The organism is Kaistia geumhonensis, from assembly GCF_030815145.1.
Lineage (GTDB): Bacteria > Pseudomonadota > Alphaproteobacteria > Rhizobiales > Kaistiaceae > Kaistia > Kaistia geumhonensis.
The window spans coordinates 2,781,735-2,795,866 of the sequence record NZ_JAUSWJ010000001.1 but is presented as its reverse complement, the minus strand read 5'-3'; the positions used below and the strand labels follow the sequence as shown (position 1 = coordinate 2,795,866).

Annotated in this window: 19 protein-coding genes; 13 read left to right on the top strand and 6 right to left on the bottom strand. The window is 68.7% G+C overall.

Translation table 11 applies throughout. The annotated features are described in order from the left end of the window. Positions 1-10: 10 nt before the first annotated feature. Genes mltA through QO015_RS13225 form a run of 3 tightly spaced genes read left to right on the top strand, consistent with a single transcriptional unit; the run spans position 11 to position 2,084 of the window. A complete protein-coding gene (gene mltA, locus QO015_RS13235) occupies positions 11-1,099 on the top strand; it encodes a murein transglycosylase A (protein WP_266278836.1) in 1,089 nt (362 codons plus the stop codon). Further along, complete coding sequence (locus QO015_RS13230; protein WP_266278857.1) at positions 1,096-1,704, top strand: Smr/MutS family protein; 609 nt, start codon at positions 1,096-1,098, stop codon at positions 1,702-1,704. Before mltA ends, QO015_RS13230 begins: the two co-directional genes overlap by 4 nt. Then, positions 1,701-2,084, top strand: coding sequence for a helix-turn-helix domain-containing protein (locus QO015_RS13225; protein ID WP_266278859.1), 384 nt, complete (start codon positions 1,701-1,703; stop codon positions 2,082-2,084). The genes QO015_RS13230 and QO015_RS13225 overlap by 4 nt, the downstream gene beginning before the upstream one ends. A 31-nt stretch (positions 2,085-2,115) precedes the next feature. On the opposite strand, the gene QO015_RS13220 is transcribed toward QO015_RS13225, so the two are convergent. The 4 genes from QO015_RS13220 to hslV form a co-directional block, all read right to left on the bottom strand. Further along, positions 2,116-3,075: a DUF1402 family protein gene (locus QO015_RS13220; protein ID WP_370877417.1), complete on the bottom strand. Its 960-nt coding sequence runs from the start codon at positions 3,073-3,075 to the stop codon at positions 2,116-2,118. 162 nt (positions 3,076-3,237) lie between these two features. Continuing rightward, the gene (gene hslU / locus QO015_RS13215) at positions 3,238-4,539 is read right to left on the bottom strand and encodes an ATP-dependent protease ATPase subunit HslU (RefSeq protein WP_266278862.1); all 1,302 of its coding nucleotides are present in this window, start codon (positions 4,537-4,539) and stop codon (positions 3,238-3,240) included. Next, positions 4,536-5,057: a GNAT family N-acetyltransferase gene (locus QO015_RS13210; RefSeq protein WP_266278864.1), complete on the bottom strand. Its 522-nt coding sequence runs from the start codon at positions 5,055-5,057 to the stop codon at positions 4,536-4,538. Before QO015_RS13210 ends, hslU begins: the two co-directional genes overlap by 4 nt. Further along, the gene (gene hslV / locus QO015_RS13205; RefSeq protein ID WP_266278866.1) at positions 5,047-5,613 is read right to left on the bottom strand and encodes an ATP-dependent protease subunit HslV; all 567 of its coding nucleotides are present in this window, start codon (positions 5,611-5,613) and stop codon (positions 5,047-5,049) included. Before hslV ends, QO015_RS13210 begins: the two co-directional genes overlap by 11 nt. A 188-nt stretch (positions 5,614-5,801) precedes the next feature. Between hslV and hisB the strand changes: the two genes are divergently transcribed. The 3 genes from hisB to hisH are packed head-to-tail and all read left to right on the top strand — an operon-like array spanning position 5,802 to position 7,511. Continuing rightward, positions 5,802-6,395 carry an imidazoleglycerol-phosphate dehydratase HisB gene (hisB, locus tag QO015_RS13200; protein WP_266278868.1) on the top strand — a complete coding sequence of 198 codons (594 nt, stop codon included), beginning with the start codon at positions 5,802-5,804 and terminating at the stop codon, positions 6,393-6,395. A gap of 7 nt (positions 6,396-6,402) precedes the next feature. After that, complete coding sequence (locus tag QO015_RS13195) at positions 6,403-6,867, top strand: DUF2628 domain-containing protein (protein ID WP_266278870.1); 465 nt, start codon at positions 6,403-6,405, stop codon at positions 6,865-6,867. Beyond that, positions 6,864-7,511 carry an imidazole glycerol phosphate synthase subunit HisH gene (gene hisH, locus QO015_RS13190; protein ID WP_266278871.1) on the top strand — a complete coding sequence of 216 codons (648 nt, stop codon included), beginning with the start codon at positions 6,864-6,866 and terminating at the stop codon, positions 7,509-7,511. Before QO015_RS13195 ends, hisH begins: the two co-directional genes overlap by 4 nt. Positions 7,512-7,513: 2 nt before the next feature. Here hisH and QO015_RS13185 read toward each other — a convergent pair whose 3' ends face one another. Continuing rightward, positions 7,514-7,801, bottom strand: coding sequence for a hypothetical protein (locus QO015_RS13185; protein WP_266278872.1), 288 nt, complete (start codon positions 7,799-7,801; stop codon positions 7,514-7,516). Between the two features lie 146 nt (positions 7,802-7,947). Between QO015_RS13185 and hisA the strand changes: the two genes are divergently transcribed. The 7 genes from hisA (at position 7,948) to QO015_RS13150 (ending at position 13,163) form a co-directional block, all read left to right on the top strand. Continuing rightward, a complete protein-coding gene (gene hisA / locus QO015_RS13180) occupies positions 7,948-8,691 on the top strand; it encodes a 1-(5-phosphoribosyl)-5-[(5-phosphoribosylamino)methylideneamino]imidazole-4-carboxamide isomerase (protein ID WP_266278874.1) in 744 nt (247 codons plus the stop codon). After that, positions 8,691-9,479, top strand: coding sequence for an imidazole glycerol phosphate synthase subunit HisF (gene hisF, locus QO015_RS13175; protein WP_266278876.1), 789 nt, complete (start codon positions 8,691-8,693; stop codon positions 9,477-9,479). Before hisA ends, hisF begins: the two co-directional genes overlap by 1 nt. 11 nt (positions 9,480-9,490) lie before the next feature. Next, a complete protein-coding gene (locus QO015_RS13170) occupies positions 9,491-9,817 on the top strand; it encodes a phosphoribosyl-ATP diphosphatase (RefSeq protein WP_266278878.1) in 327 nt (108 codons plus the stop codon). Between the two features lie 30 nt (positions 9,818-9,847). Then, positions 9,848-10,801 carry a type I pantothenate kinase gene (coaA, locus tag QO015_RS13165; RefSeq protein ID WP_370877461.1) on the top strand — a complete coding sequence of 318 codons (954 nt, stop codon included), beginning with the start codon at positions 9,848-9,850 and terminating at the stop codon, positions 10,799-10,801. 113 nt (positions 10,802-10,914) lie between these two features. Further along, positions 10,915-11,814 carry a cation diffusion facilitator family transporter gene (locus QO015_RS13160; protein WP_266278881.1) on the top strand — a complete coding sequence of 300 codons (900 nt, stop codon included), beginning with the start codon at positions 10,915-10,917 and terminating at the stop codon, positions 11,812-11,814. 89 nt (positions 11,815-11,903) lie between these two features. Next, positions 11,904-12,512: a nucleotide exchange factor GrpE gene (grpE, locus tag QO015_RS13155; protein WP_266278882.1), complete on the top strand. Its 609-nt coding sequence runs from the start codon at positions 11,904-11,906 to the stop codon at positions 12,510-12,512. 24 nt (positions 12,513-12,536) lie between these two features. Then, positions 12,537-13,163 carry a trimeric intracellular cation channel family protein gene (locus tag QO015_RS13150; RefSeq protein WP_370877416.1) on the top strand — a complete coding sequence of 209 codons (627 nt, stop codon included), beginning with the start codon at positions 12,537-12,539 and terminating at the stop codon, positions 13,161-13,163. A 3-nt stretch (positions 13,164-13,166) separates the two neighbouring features. On the opposite strand, the gene olsB is transcribed toward QO015_RS13150, so the two are convergent. After that, positions 13,167-14,006: a l-ornithine N(alpha)-acyltransferase gene (gene olsB / locus QO015_RS13145; protein ID WP_266282350.1), complete on the bottom strand. Its 840-nt coding sequence runs from the start codon at positions 14,004-14,006 to the stop codon at positions 13,167-13,169. Positions 14,007-14,132: the final 126 nt, after the last annotated feature.

Here is a 14,132-nt window from a genome sequence, read left to right as displayed (position 1 = left end):
GGAGCCGGTCGTGCCGTCGGGGGAACCGCGTCCGCTGTCGCCGGTCGGCTTCGCCGCGCTCCCCGGATGGGACGAGGACGACCACGCCGCCGCCTGGCGCGCGTTCCGCCTGTCAGCCGCGAGAGCCGTCGAGGCGCCGCCGAAGACCCGGGCGCTCGGCGTCGACGGAGCCAGCCTGGCGCTGGTCGCGGCACGGGCGCTCGAGCTTCCCGAGACGCTCGACGCCACATCGGCCCGCGCCTTCTTCGAAACCCATTTCGAACCGCATGAAGACGAGGCCGGCGACGGCTTCTTCACCGGCTATTACGAGCCGGAGGCCGATGCCGCGCTCGTCCCGGCCGGCCCCTACCGGACGGCGCTCCTGCGGCCGCCGGAGGAACTGGTCGAGATCGACGAGGCCGATCCGCCGCCCGGCCTCGAGCCAGGCATGCGCTTCGCCCGCCGGACGGCGACCGGTTTCGAGCCGTTCTTCGACCGCGGCGCCATCATGGACGGCGCGCTCGACGGCCGCGGCCTGGAGATCGCCTTTCTCGCCGATCCCGTCGATGCCTATTTCATCCATGTCCAGGGCGCTGCCCGCCTCCGCCTCGGGGACGGCCGGCTGATGCGCGTCACCTATGCCGCGAAGTCGGGTCACGCCTATACGCCGGTCGGCCGCGTGCTGATCGAGCGCGGCGCGCTGGAGCGGGGCAAGGTGACGATGCAGTCGATCCGCGCCTGGCTGGCCGCCCATCCGGACGAAATCCGCGACGTCCTCGGCGCCAACCGCTCCTACATCTTCTTCCGCGAGGCCCCGGTCGACGATCCCGCTCTCGGACCGATCGCCGCCGCCAAGGTGCCGCTCACGCCCGGCCGCAGCCTCGCGGTCGATCGCACGCTCCACACCTTCCACGTCCCGGTCTGGATCGACACCGCCATTCCCGGTCCGGCGGGCGGCGGCGAGCCGTTCCGCCGTCTGCTGGTGGCGCAGGATACCGGCTCGGCGATCCTCGGCCCGGCGCGCGGCGACATCTTCTTCGGTTCGGGCGGCTCCGCGGGCGAGATCGCCGGCCGGATGCAGGCGCGCGGCCGCTTCGTGACGCTGGTGCCGCGGGCATGACCCGCCGGCGGCGCGGTCTCTCCGAGGAGGAGCGGACGCTCTGGGCCACGGTGGCGCGGACGGCCGTGCCGCTCAGGCCCGACGACGCCGTCGAGCCGGAAGCGCCGCCCGCCCCTCCGGAGATCGACGCCGCGATGCTCGCGTCGGTGCCGCCGGCCGAGACGACGGGCGCGCCGGCTGCGCGGGCCAAGCCCTCGGTTCCGCCGCTCTCGCCGATCGAGCGCCGCGTCTTGTCGCGTGTCGCGCGCGGAACGCTCGGCATCGACGGGCGGATCGATCTGCACGGCATGACGCAGCATGACGCGCATCTGGCGCTCCGCGCCTTCCTCGTCTCGGCGCAGCTGCGCGGCGCCAAGACCGTCCTCGTCATTACCGGCAAGGGTTTTCGCGAGAGCCGCGGCGAGCCGCATCTTGCTCATGCCAATCTGCATGCGGCGCATTTCGGTGAACAGGAGCGCGGCGTGCTGCGCCGGCGCGTGCCGCAATGGCTGGCGGAGCCGGGCCTTCGCGACATCGTGCTCGGCTTCGACGAGGCGCATCGCAGCCATGGCGGCGGCGGCGCGCTCTATGTCAGGCTGCGGCGGCGGCGGGAGCCGGTGCGGTGACCCCGCTCGGCGCACGGCTCAGGGCGATGCGCGAGCAGCGCGGCCTGTCGCTGAAGGAGATGGCCGAGGGGCTCGGCGTCTCCAGCGCCTATCTCTCCGCGCTCGAGCATGGCCGCCGCGGACGGCCGACCTGGCTGATGATCCAGCGCATCATCGCCTATTTCAACGTCATCTGGGACGAGGCGGAAGAGCTCCAGCAGCTCGCTGCCCGTTCGCATCCGAAGGTGATCATCGACACCGCCGGCCTGCACCCCGCCGCCGGCGAGCTGGCGCACCGCCTGGCGGGCGAGATCGGCCGGCTGAGCCCGGAGGCGCTCGGACGCCTTTCAGCGCTGCTCGACGAGGTGGCGGCCCGCGATCCGCGCGGCAGTTCCGGCTGAGTGATCGGCAAGCGGAAGGGTGCGGCGAGGCTCAGAGCAGGCCGCGCAGTTCCTCGATGCGGTCGTTCACCAGCCAGCCGTAATAGTTCTCTTCCGGCCAGGCCGTTTTCCTCTTGCGCCGTTCGGCGGCGAGGGCGCGCGCGCGGGCCTTCACGTCGCCGACATTGTAGAGGGTCGCCGTGATGCCGGGATTGTCGGAAATGTCGACGCCGGCCGTATCGCGATAGACGTCGATCGACATGCGGATGATCGCCGCCATGTAGTCGAGCGAGGAATCGGGGTCCATGATCGCCTCATAGACCTTAGGCGCCTGTTCCGGATCGAGCAGCGGCAGGCCGCTGGTGCGATGCACGCGGTCGGTGACCATCAGCGCCGTCAGCGGGTTGATCTGGCCGAGGCCGAAGGTTTGACCGGCGAAGAGCGGCTGGAAGAACACCCTGGAGAAGCGGTCGCGCGGATAGGAGACACCATCCACCGTCTTGCCGCGGAACGACTTGTTCCAGACATATTCGCGGCAGGTCCACAGGTCGTAGCTGTCGGAAAGCTTGGCGCATTCCTCGAATTGCGGTCGGGAGACGAAGCTGTCGACGCTCTCGCCCTTGTAGCCGAAGACGAGGTCCTTGGTGCCGAGATAGGCGAGCGCCTTCACGTAATAGGCCTGGGCGTTGTCGACGACGCCGACATTGTAGGTGTGCTCGCCGACGATCGCCCCGATCATGTGGATCGGATCGATGCCGTAGCGGCGGGCCGAAGACTTGATCTGGCGGATGAGGCCCGGGTCGCGGCGAAGCACGCGCAGGATGCGCTTGTACTTCTCCTCGAAGCTCTCCTTCGTCTCGCCGGTGCGCTTGATCGAGCTCATGTCGATCGCGGGCTGCTGCTTGAAGCGGTTGCCCGGCGGCACGTCGACGGCGGCGAAGGCGGGCGCGAGGCCCGACATCAGGAGGCTGAAGGCGATGAGGGCTGCGAGCGCCCCTCTTGTGCGCGACATCGTGACGATCCGCGTTCCCTGTCATCGCCGGCCCTCGGAGCGGCTCGGCAAGCGGGCTGTATAGCATCCGCTCGCCGAGCGGCAACAGTTCGCGCGCCGCCAAGGCGGCGGAGGCGAACGCGGGCCGCCGCCTGTCGCCCGCGGGCAACAGGCGGCGCACCGTCAGAGGATGTAGCGCGACAGGTCCATGTTGCGGGCGAGGTCGCCGATATGCCGCTCGATATAGGCGGCGTCGATCGTCACCGTCTCGCCGCTGCGGTCGGGCGCCGAGAAGCTGATCTCGTCGAGAATCCGCTCCATGACCGTCTGCAGCCGTCGTGCGCCGATATTCTCGATCGAGGCGTTGATCTCGACCGCGATGCGGGCGATGGCGTCGATCGCGTCGTCGGCGAAGGCGAGATTCAGTCCCTCCGTCGCCATCAGCGCGATGTACTGCTTGATGAGGCTCGCCTCCGTCTCCGTCAGGATGCGGCGGAAATCCTCCTCGCGCAGCGCCGAGAGCTCGACGCGGATCGGCAGCCGGCCCTGCAGTTCCGGCAGAAGGTCGGACGGCTTGGCGATATGGAACGCGCCGGAAGCGATGAAGAGGATGTGGTCCGTCTTCACCGGCCCGTATTTAGTCGCCACCGTCGTCCCCTCGATGAGCGGCAGCAGGTCGCGCTGCACGCCCTCGCGCGAGACGTCGCCCGCCCGCCCCTCGCGGGCGCAGATCTTGTCGATCTCGTCGAGGAAGACGATGCCGTCGTTCTCCACGGTCGCGATCGCCTCGGCCGTGATGGCGTCGGTGTCGAGCAGCTTGTCCGATTCCTCGTCGACCAGGATCTTGTGCGAGTCGCGCACCGTCACGCGGCGCGTCTTGGTCCGGCCGCCGAAGGCCTTGCCCAGCATGTCGCCGATATTCATCACGCCGATCGAGGCGCCGGGCATGCCGGGCACCTCGAACTGCGGCGCGCCGCCCTGGTCGCGGACCTCGATCTCGATCTCCTTGTCGTCGAGTTCGCCCGCGCGCAGCTTCTTGCGGAAGCTCTCGCGGGTGGCCGGGCTCGCCGACTCGCCGACGAGGGCGGTCACCACCCGCTCCTCGGCCGAAAGCTGCGCCTTGGCCTCGACATCCTTGCGGCGGTTCTCGCGGGTGAGCGAGAGGCCGACCTCGACGAGGTCGCGCACGATCTGCTCGACATCGCGGCCGACATAGCCGACCTCGGTGAACTTGGTCGCCTCGACCTTGAGGAACGGCGCGCCGGCGAGCTTCGCCAGCCGGCGCGAGATCTCGGTCTTGCCGACGCCGGTCGGGCCGATCATCAGGATGTTCTTCGGCAGAACCTCCTCGCGCATCGGGCCTGTCAGCTGCTGGCGGCGCCAGCGGTTGCGGAGCGCGATGGCGACGGCGCGCTTCGCCTCCTGCTGGCCGATGATGTAGCGGTCGAGCTCGGAGACGATCTCGCGCGGGGAGAAATTGGTCATCTTGGTCTCGTCGGTTCTCCGGCGTCCCGCCCCATGATGAGCGCGGTGCCGTAAATCGTGGTGCGGCGGTCGAGCGGGCGGAACCCGGCCTTGGCATAGGCCCGCAGCGACCGGTGATTGTCCGGATGCGGGTCGGCGATGATGCGCGGCACGCCTTCGTCGAAGCGCGCGCGGGCGAAATGGTCGATCAGCCCCGGCCCGTGACCCTTCCCGACGAGATCCGCCTCGCCGATGAACTGGTCGATCCCGAGCGTCCCCCGGGGCTGGTCGCGATAGGGGTGATCCGCTTCGAGATGCGGATCATAGGATTGCAGATAGGCGGCCGGCCGGCCGTCGATGGACACGAGATAGGCGCGGACCGCCCCGTCGGCGAGATGGCCAGCGATCTTCGGAACGGCGATCGCCGGCGGATCCCACCAAAGCGCGACATGCTCCTCCGTCAGCCAGGCGGCGATCATGGGAAGATCGTCGCCCCGCAGCGGACGGAACAGGTAGCGCGATGCGCTGTCAGGCGGCATCGAGCTGTTCGAGGGTGACGCTGGTATTGGTGTAGACGCAGATATCGGCGGCGATCGCCATCGCCTTGCGGGCGATCTGTTCGGCGCTCTGGTCGGTGTCCATGAGCGCGCGGGCCGCGGCGAGCGCGTAGTTGCCGCCGGAGCCGATGCCCATGACGCCGCCTTCGGGCTCCAGCACGTCGCCCGTGCCGGTCAGCACGAGGCTCGTCGAGCGGTCGGCGACCAGCATCATGGCTTCCAGCCGGCGCAGATAGCGGTCGGTGCGCCAGTCCTTGGCGAGCTCGACGCAGGCCCGCGTCAACTGGCCGGGATATTGCTCGAGCTTGCCCTCGAGCCGCTCGAACAGCGTGAAGGCGTCGGCGGTCGAGCCGGCGAAGCCGGCGATGACGCCGCCCTTGCCGAGCGGGCGCACCTTGCGGGCATTGTGCTTGATGACCGTCTGGCCGAGCGACACCTGGCCGTCGCCGGCGATCACGACCTTGCCGCCCTTGCGCACGGTGATGATCGTCGTGCCGTGCCAGGGGCCGTAGGGGTTTTCGGTTTGAGGATGGGACATGGAACGCTTTCGTGGCGGATCGCCTTGGTCCACGATGGCCCCGCGGCGATCCCGGTGAGTAGGCGACTTATGTAGGCGGCCATCTGGCGCTTGCAAAGCCGCCGGCGGAGGCGGTGGCATTCATGCCCTGCGCCTGCTAAAAGCGCGCCGAACAGTCAGGACTGACTTAGCTTTTCGGGATGGGGCCGATGCGCAGCGCCAGGATCGAGCGCAAGACGAAGGAAACCGAGATCGTCGTCGCCATCGACCTCGACGGCACGGGGCGGGGCGCGATCGCGACCGGCATCGGCTTCTTCGATCATATGCTCGACCAGCTGGCCCGCCATGGCCTCTTCGACATCGAGCTCACGGCGCGCGGCGATCTCCATATCGACCAGCACCACACCGTGGAGGATACCGGCATCGCGCTCGGGCTCGCCTTCCGCAAGGCGCTCGGCGACATGCGCGGCATCACCCGCTATGCCGACACGCATCTGGCGATGGACGAGGCGCTGACGCGCTGCGCCGTTGACGTGTCCGGCCGTCCCTATCTCGTCTGGAAGGTGGGCTTCTCGCGGCCGAAGGTCGGCGATTTCGATACCGAGCTGTTCCGCGAGTTCTTCCAGGCCTTCGCCCAGAACGCCGCGATCACGCTGCACATCGAAAATCTCTACGGCGAGAACAACCACCACATCGCCGAGACCTGCTTCAAGGCGCTGGCCCGCACGCTGCGCGCCGCCGTCGCGATCGATCCGCGCCAGGAAGGCCGCGTTCCGTCCACCAAGGGCAAGCTCGGCGATTGAGGCGGCCATGAAATCCTATGTCGTTCTCGCCCCGCCGCCCGCGCGCAAGGCCGGCGTGCCGGATGCGCTCCGCGTCCTCTTCGTGAAGGACGGCTTCTCGTGGCCGGCGCTGTTCTTCCCGTTCCTCTGGATGGTGTCGCGGCGGCTCTTCCTGGCGGCGGCGATCTATATCGTCCTGTCGTCGGCGCTCGTCGCGCTGTCGGACAGCGTCGGCACGCCCGCGTTCGTGGCGCTGGCTGCCCTTCGCCTCGGCCTCGGTTTCCTCGGCAACGACCTCCGCCGCCATTTCCTCGCGCGGCGCGGCTATGTCGAGATCGGTTCGGCCTCCGGAAAGACCCGCGACGAGGCCGAGATCCGCTTCTTCATGAACCGTCCTGCCGACGCGGTCGAGGCGGCGCTGCCGATCGTCCGCCCGCCGGCGGCGCCCGGCCCGGTCCTCGGCCTCTTCCCCAATCCGGAGGCGGCGCGATGACCATCGCCATCATCGACTACGGCGCCGGCAACCTGCACTCGGTCGGCAAGGCCCTCGAACTCGCCAGCGCCCGCGCGGGCCGCGGCGAAAAGGTCGTCGTGACGGCCGATCCCGACATCGTCGCCTCGGCCGACCACGTCGTGCTGCCCGGCGACGGCGCCTTCGCCGACTGCCGCAGCCAGCTCGACGCCGTCGACGGCATGATCGAGGCCGTGATCGACACCATCGACCGGCGTGGCCGCCCGTTCCTCGGCATCTGTGTCGGCATGCAGCTGCTCGCGACGCGCGGCGTCGAATACGGCGTCTCGCCCGGCCTCGACCGCATCAAGGGCGAGGTTCGCCCCGTCGTGCCGTCCGACCCGGCGCTGAAGGTGCCGCATATGGGCTGGAACACGCTCCATGCCGCGCCGCATCCGCTTCTTGACGGCATCCCGACCGGCGACGCGGGCTGGCATGCCTATTTCCTGCATGGCTACCAGTTCTATGCCGACGACCCAGCCGACGTGATCGCCACGGCGGACTACGGCGGGCCCGTCACGGCCATCGTCGCGACCGGCACCATCGCCGGCACGCAGTTCCATCCCGAGAAGAGCCAGCGCTTAGGTCTGGCTCTTCTCGGCAACTTCTTGAACTGGAAGCCCTGATGCTAAGCCCTCAAGAGCGTCTCGGTAATACGCGCAAGGTTGGCAGTGTCGGGCAATCGCAGGCCCGCCCATTCTTTCGCAACAGCCGTAACAAGCACGCGATCATTCGCATCGATACAGCCAGCGAGATAGTCGCGGATCGCAGCCGCCGACAATTGCGATTGGACGATCCAGACGGACTCCAGGCCATGCCATGCTCCAGCATCAATCGCTCGAATGCCGGAATACAACCGGGAGTAGTCCTTAGTGGGCTTGAGCAGGTCGTAGGTGATCAGGTAGCTTGTCATCATGGATCCTTTCCATGGTCCATATGCAGTGTGGGTCTGCCCTTCCGGCCGCAACACCTAGGGGGCAGACCCGACTCTGCACGATTCGCACAGAGTGTCGAGTCAGCTGGGTTCTTGCTCTGTTCGCAAATCGCGCAGGACCCACAAGAATGATCCTCTTTCCCGCCATCGACCTGAAGGACGGCGCCTGCGTGCGCCTGAAGCGCGGCGCCATGGACGAGGCGACGGTGTTCAACACCGATCCCGCCGCGCAGGCCGCCGATTTCGAGCGCCAGGGCTTCGAATATCTCCATGTGGTCGATCTCAACGGTGCCTTCGCCGGCAAGGCGGTGAACAGTGCGGCGGTCGAGGCGATCCTCGGCGCCGTTTCGATGCCCGTCCAGCTCGGCGGCGGCATTCGCGACCGCGCCGGCATCGAGACCTGGCTGGAGAAGGGCATCCGCCGCGTGATCCTCGGCACGATCGCCGTCCGCGATCCCGATCTCGTGCGCGAGGCCTGCCGCGCCCATCCCGGCCGCATCGCCGTCGGTATCGACGCGCGCGCCGGCAAGGTCGCGGTCGAGGGCTGGGCGGAGACCTCCGAGCTGACGACGATCGAGCTGGCGCGGCGCTTCGCCGATGCCGGCGTCGCCGCGATCATCTACACCGACATCGACCGCGACGGCGTGCTCGAGGGCCTCAATATCGGCTCGACGCTGGCGCTCGCCCGCGCCGTCGATATTCCGGTCATCGCCTCGGGCGGCCTCGCTTCGATCGCCGATATCCGCCGCCTGCTCGAGCCCGACTGCCGCATCCTCGAAGGCGCCATCTCCGGCCGCGCCCTCTATGACGGCCGCCTCGACCCGGACGAGGCGCTGCGACTGATCAGGGCGGCGCGCGAGGGATTGAACTGATGCTCAAGACCCGCGTGATCCCCTGCCTCGACGTCAAGGACGGGCGCGTCGTGAAGGGCGTGCAGTTCATCGACCTGATCGATGCCGGCGATCCGGTCGAGGCGGCCAAGGCCTATGACGCCGCCGGGGCGGACGAGCTCTGCTTCCTCGACATCACCGCGACGCATGAGAACCGGGGCACGATCCTCGATGTCGTGGCGCGCACCGCCGAGGCCTGCTTCATGCCGGTGACGGTCGGCGGCGGCGTCCGCACCGTCGAGGACGTGCGGGCGCTGATGCTGGCGGGCGCCGACAAGGTGGCGATCAACAGCGCCGCGGTCGCCGACCGCTCGATCGTCGCCCGGGCGGCGGAGAAGTTCGGCGCGCAGGCGATCGTCGTCGCGATGGACGCCAAGCAGACCCGGCGCCGCGGCGTCGGCGGCGACAACGAGGATCGCTGGGAGATCTTCACCCATGGCGGCCGCAAGCCGACCGGCATCGACGCGGTCGAGTTCGCGCGCGACGTGGCGAGGCTCGGCGCCGGCGAGATCCTGCTCACCTCCATGGACCGCGACGGGACCCGCGACGGCTTCGACCTTGCTCTGACGCGCACCATCGCCGATGCGGTGAGCGTCCCCGTCGTCGCGTCCGGTGGCGTCGGCACGCTCGATCATCTCGTCGCCGGCGTTCGCGAAGGCCATGCCAGCGCGGTGCTCGCCGCCTCGATCTTCCATTTCGGCACCTACACGATCCAGCAGGCCAAGGCCCACATGGCCGCCGCCGGCATTCCCGTGCGCCTCGACGGCTGAGGAGGGTTTCCATGGACGCGCCGTTCACCCTCGACGATCTCGTCGCCATCGTGCGCGAGCGCGGCCGCTCGGGCGATCCCGGCTCCTATACGGCGAAGCTCATCGCCAAGGGCCCGGCCCGCGTCGCCAAGAAATTCGGCGAGGAGGCGGTCGAGACGGTGATCGCCGCCGTCGAGGGCGACGCCGCCGCCTTGACGTCCGAGGCTGCCGACATGCTCTATCATTTCGCCGTCCTTCTGGAGGTCAGGGGCGTCGCGCTCGATGCGGTCATGGCGGAACTCGCCGGCCGAACGGGCCGCACCGGGCTCGAGGAAAAGGCGTCGCGGCCGCCGGAATAGGCGGCTCAACGGGGGTCGGGACACCGCATGATGGACAGCGCCGCGCGGCCGCAGCTAGCCCCGCACCGCTATTTCACGCGTGAGGAATGGGCGCAGCTGAGGGCCGACACGCCGCTGACGCTCGGTCAGTCGGACCTCGAGCGGCTGCGCAGCCTCAACGATCCCATCTCGATGGACGACGTCATCAGCATCTATCTGCCGATGTCGCGTCTCCTCAACCTCTACGTGGCGGCGACGCAGGGTCTCTACAACGCGACCCGGACCTTCCTCGGCACCTCCGACGGCAAGACGCCGTTCATCATCGGCATCGGCGGCTCGGTCGCGGTCGGCAAGTCGACGACGGCCCGCGTGCTGCGCGCGCTGCTCTCGCGCTGGCCGAACACGCCGAAGGTCGAGCTCATCACGACGGACGGCTTCCTCTTCCCCAATGCCGTGCTGCAACGCGAAGGGCTGATGGAGCGCAAGGGCTTTCCGGAAAGCTACGACCTGCCGGCGCTGCTCTCGTTCCTGTCGGAGGTCAAGGCCGGCGCGCCCGTCGTCACGGCGCCGGTCTATTCGCATCTCGTCTACGACATCGTGCCCGGCGAGCGCGTCGCCATCGACGCGCCCGACATCCTGATCGTCGAGGGCCTCAACGTCCTGCAGGCGCCGCGCCTGCCCCGCGACGGCAAGGCGGTCCCTTTCGTCTCCGACTTCTTCGACTTCTCGATCTATATCGACGCCGACGAGGCGGATATCCACCGCTGGTATGTCGCCCGCTTCAAGCGATTGCGCGACACCGCCTTCCGCGATCCGACCTCCTATTTCAAGCGCTATGCCGAGATCGGCGAGGAGGAGGCGCTCTCGATCGCCGAGCGGCTCTGGGCGCGGATCAACCTCGCCAATCTCCGCGACAACATCCTGCCGACCCGGCCGCGCGCCGATCTGATCCTGCGCAAGGGGGCGGATCATCTCGTCGAGCAGGTGGCGCTGCGACGGCTCTGAAAGTCGCGCGAAAGCTTGGATTGCCACTCGTTCGCAGTTGCGAAGATAGCCGTTGCCGCGCCGCAGCGCGGGTGTTAAGGCGCCGCTGACTTCACGGGATCGCGGGAACGCCCATGCCGGCCAGGATGGACAAGGTGACGCTCGTCGCCGCCAGCTCGATCGTCATCGCGCTGGCGGTGATGGGCATCAAATATGCCGCCTATCTGGCGACCGGCAGCGTGGCGCTCTTCTCCGACGCGCTGGAGAGCATCGTCAATCTCGTCACGTCCATCGCCGCCTTCTGGGCGATCCAGGTCAGCCGCAAGCCGGCCGACAAGGATCACCAGTTCGGCCATCACAAGGCGGAGTATTTCGCCGCGGTGCTGGAGGGCGTGCTGATCGTCGTCGCGGCGCTGCTGATCGCCCGCCAGGCATGGATCTCCTACAATCTCGCGCTCGCGCCCGAGAACACGATGCAGGGCCTCGCCATCAACATCGTGGCGACGCTGATCAACGGCGTCTGGGCGCTGTTCCTGTTCCGCTTCGGCCGCCGTCGCCGTTCGCCGGCCTTCGTCGCCGAGGCCTGGCACCTGACCAGCGACGTGGTGAGCTCGATCGGCGTCGTGATCGGCCTGCTGCTTGTGGTGGTGACCGGCTGGGCCGTGCTCGATCCGCTGGTGGCGCTGATCGTGGCCGTCAACATCCTCTGGTCCGGCTGGAAGGTGATCCGCGATTCGGTGTCCGGCCTGATGGACGAGGCGGTGTCCCGCTCGGTCGAGACGGAGATCCGCACCATCATCTCCGCCGAGGCCGAAGGCGCGCTCGAGGTGCACGATCTGCGCACCCGCAGCGCCGGTCGCGCCACCTTCATCGAGTTCCATCTCGTCGTGCCCGGCTCGCTGTCGGTCTCCGCCGCCCATGCCATCTGCGATCGCATCGAGGCGGCGCTGGTGAAGGCGGTCGAGGGCGCGGAGGTGCTGATCCATGTCGAGCCGGAAGCCGAGGCGCAGCATCACGGCGTGATCGTGCTCTGAGGGAAGCGGCGGCGCCGCCCGGCGACTTGATTTTCGCCGCCCGAGCGCTGATATCGGGCGCAACCCAATCACGAAAGCGAGAGTCAGCGATGACCAACGATCCGAAGCCGATGCAGGACGCGGAACCGGCCGAGACGCCGGCGGCCGATCCTGCCGAAGGCGACGTCGCCGGCGCGACCGACGCCCGCCTCGCCGCGCTCGAGGCCGAGAACGCCGAGATGAAGGACCGCGTGCTGCGCACCATGGCGGAGATGGAGAATCTGCGCCGCCGCACCGAGCGGCAGGTCGCCGATACGCGGCAATATGCGATCGCGGGATTTGCCCGCGACATGCTCACGGCCGGCGACAACCTCGCCCGGGCCCTCGAATCCGTGCCGGACGACGTGCGGAAGAACGAAGGGGTGAAGACCTTCGTCGAGGGCGTCGAGATGACGGAACGTGACCTGCTCAACACGCTCGAGCGCCACGGCGTCAAGAAGCTGGAGCCGCTCGGCCAGAAATTCGATCCCAACCTGCACCAGGCGATCTTCGAGGTTCCGACCGACGACCAGCCGCCCGGCACCGTCGTCCAGGTGATGCAGTCCGGCTATGTGATCGGCGAGCGCGTGCTGCGCCCGGCCATGGTCGGCGTCGCCAAGGGCGCTCCGCGCGCGCGGGAAGCCGCCGACGCGCCGCCCGCTTCCGGCCAGAGCGGCTGACGCCGGATGGGCCTGGACCCGTGGTTGCTCCAGGCCCTCGACTATGCGGGGGTCGTCGTCTTCGCGGCCTCCGGCGCCCTCGCCGCCTCGCGCAAGGAGCTCGACGTCGTCGGCTTCGTGTTCCTGGCGGCGATCACCGGGGTCGGCGGCGGCACGCTGCGCGACGTCGTGCTCGGCCATACGCCGGTCTTCTGGATCGCGACGCCGCAGCCGGTGATCCTGTGCACGATCACCGCGCTCGCGGTGTTCTTCGTCGCGCCCCATATCGAGCATCGCTACCGCTGGCTGCTCTGGGCCGATGCGATCGGCATTTCCGGCTATTGCGTGATGGGCGCCTCGCGCGGCCTCGATGCGGGTGCGAGCCCCTTCGCGGCGATCATCCTCGGCGTGATGTCGGCGACCTTCGGCGGCATCATCCGCGACATCGTCGCCGGCGAGCCCTCGGTGGTGATGCGCCGCGAGATCTACGTCACCGCGACGCTCGCCGGAGCGACGCTCTTCGTCGTCGCCAGCCGCCTTGGCATGCCCTACTGGCCCGCGGCCGTCCTCGGATCCTCTGCCGCCTTCCTGGTGCGCGCAGGCGCGCTCACCTTCGGCTGGACCATGCCGAGCTACCGCTCCCGGCCCGGCCGCCACATCCCGCCGGATTGAGCGTCAGGCGGCGTAGCGTGTCGCTTCGGCGCCGTAGTGATTGACGTAGCGGGCATTGATGGCCGAAACGGGCAGCACGATCATCACGTCCGTCGTGCCGAACTGGCGGTCGACGACCGCGCCGTCGCCGACAAAGGCGCCGATCCTGAGATAGCCCTTCATGAGCGGTGGCATCGCCTGCAGCGCCGCCTTCGAATTGATGGCCTCGGCCGGCAGGCGGTCCATCGCTACGCGGCGGGCGGGCAGCGCGCCGACCCGCCATTCCTCGGGCGCGCGGGCATTGTGATGCAGGAAGGCGAGCGGCAAAGCGAGGCGCTCGGGATCGGTCCCCTCCAGCGAGGCGCAGCCGATCATGACGTCGATGCGGTGGCTGAGCACATAGCTCCAGATTCCGTGCCACAGCAGTTCGACCGTCCGCTTGCTGCGATAGGGCGCGAGCACGCAGGACCGTCCGAGTTCCAGGAATCTGAGGCCCCGGTGGCGTTCCAGCAGCGGCGCGAGATCGAACTCGTTCGCCGTGTAGAAGCCGGAATAGCGCTCGGCGACGTCCTGGCGGAGCAGCCGATAGGTGCCCACGATGGCCGGCTCGCCCGACCTTGTGATCGTGTCGTGGTCGAGCACCAGGAGATGGTCGCAGATGGCGTCGAAGGCGTCGCGGTCGCGGCGCGACACCTGCGCCTGGATGTCGGCGATGGCCGACATCTCCTCGTAGAAGACCTTGTAGCGGAGCCGCTGCGCCTTCTTCACTTCCCGCTGCGTCGTCGCGAGGCGCACTTCGAGAGCGCCCATGCGCCCGAGGGGCGGCGCGACGGAATGCGGAGCCGGCAACAGAACCCTCGGCATCGACTGTCTCAAACCATGCAGCATGCGCCAGGAAAGATCCGGCAGCGCGGCCAACGGCTCCGGGAACGGCCCGATCCGCTTCCGTGGCCCTTCGTCCGCGCGCTTCAGCATAGCATGATCCTCGAC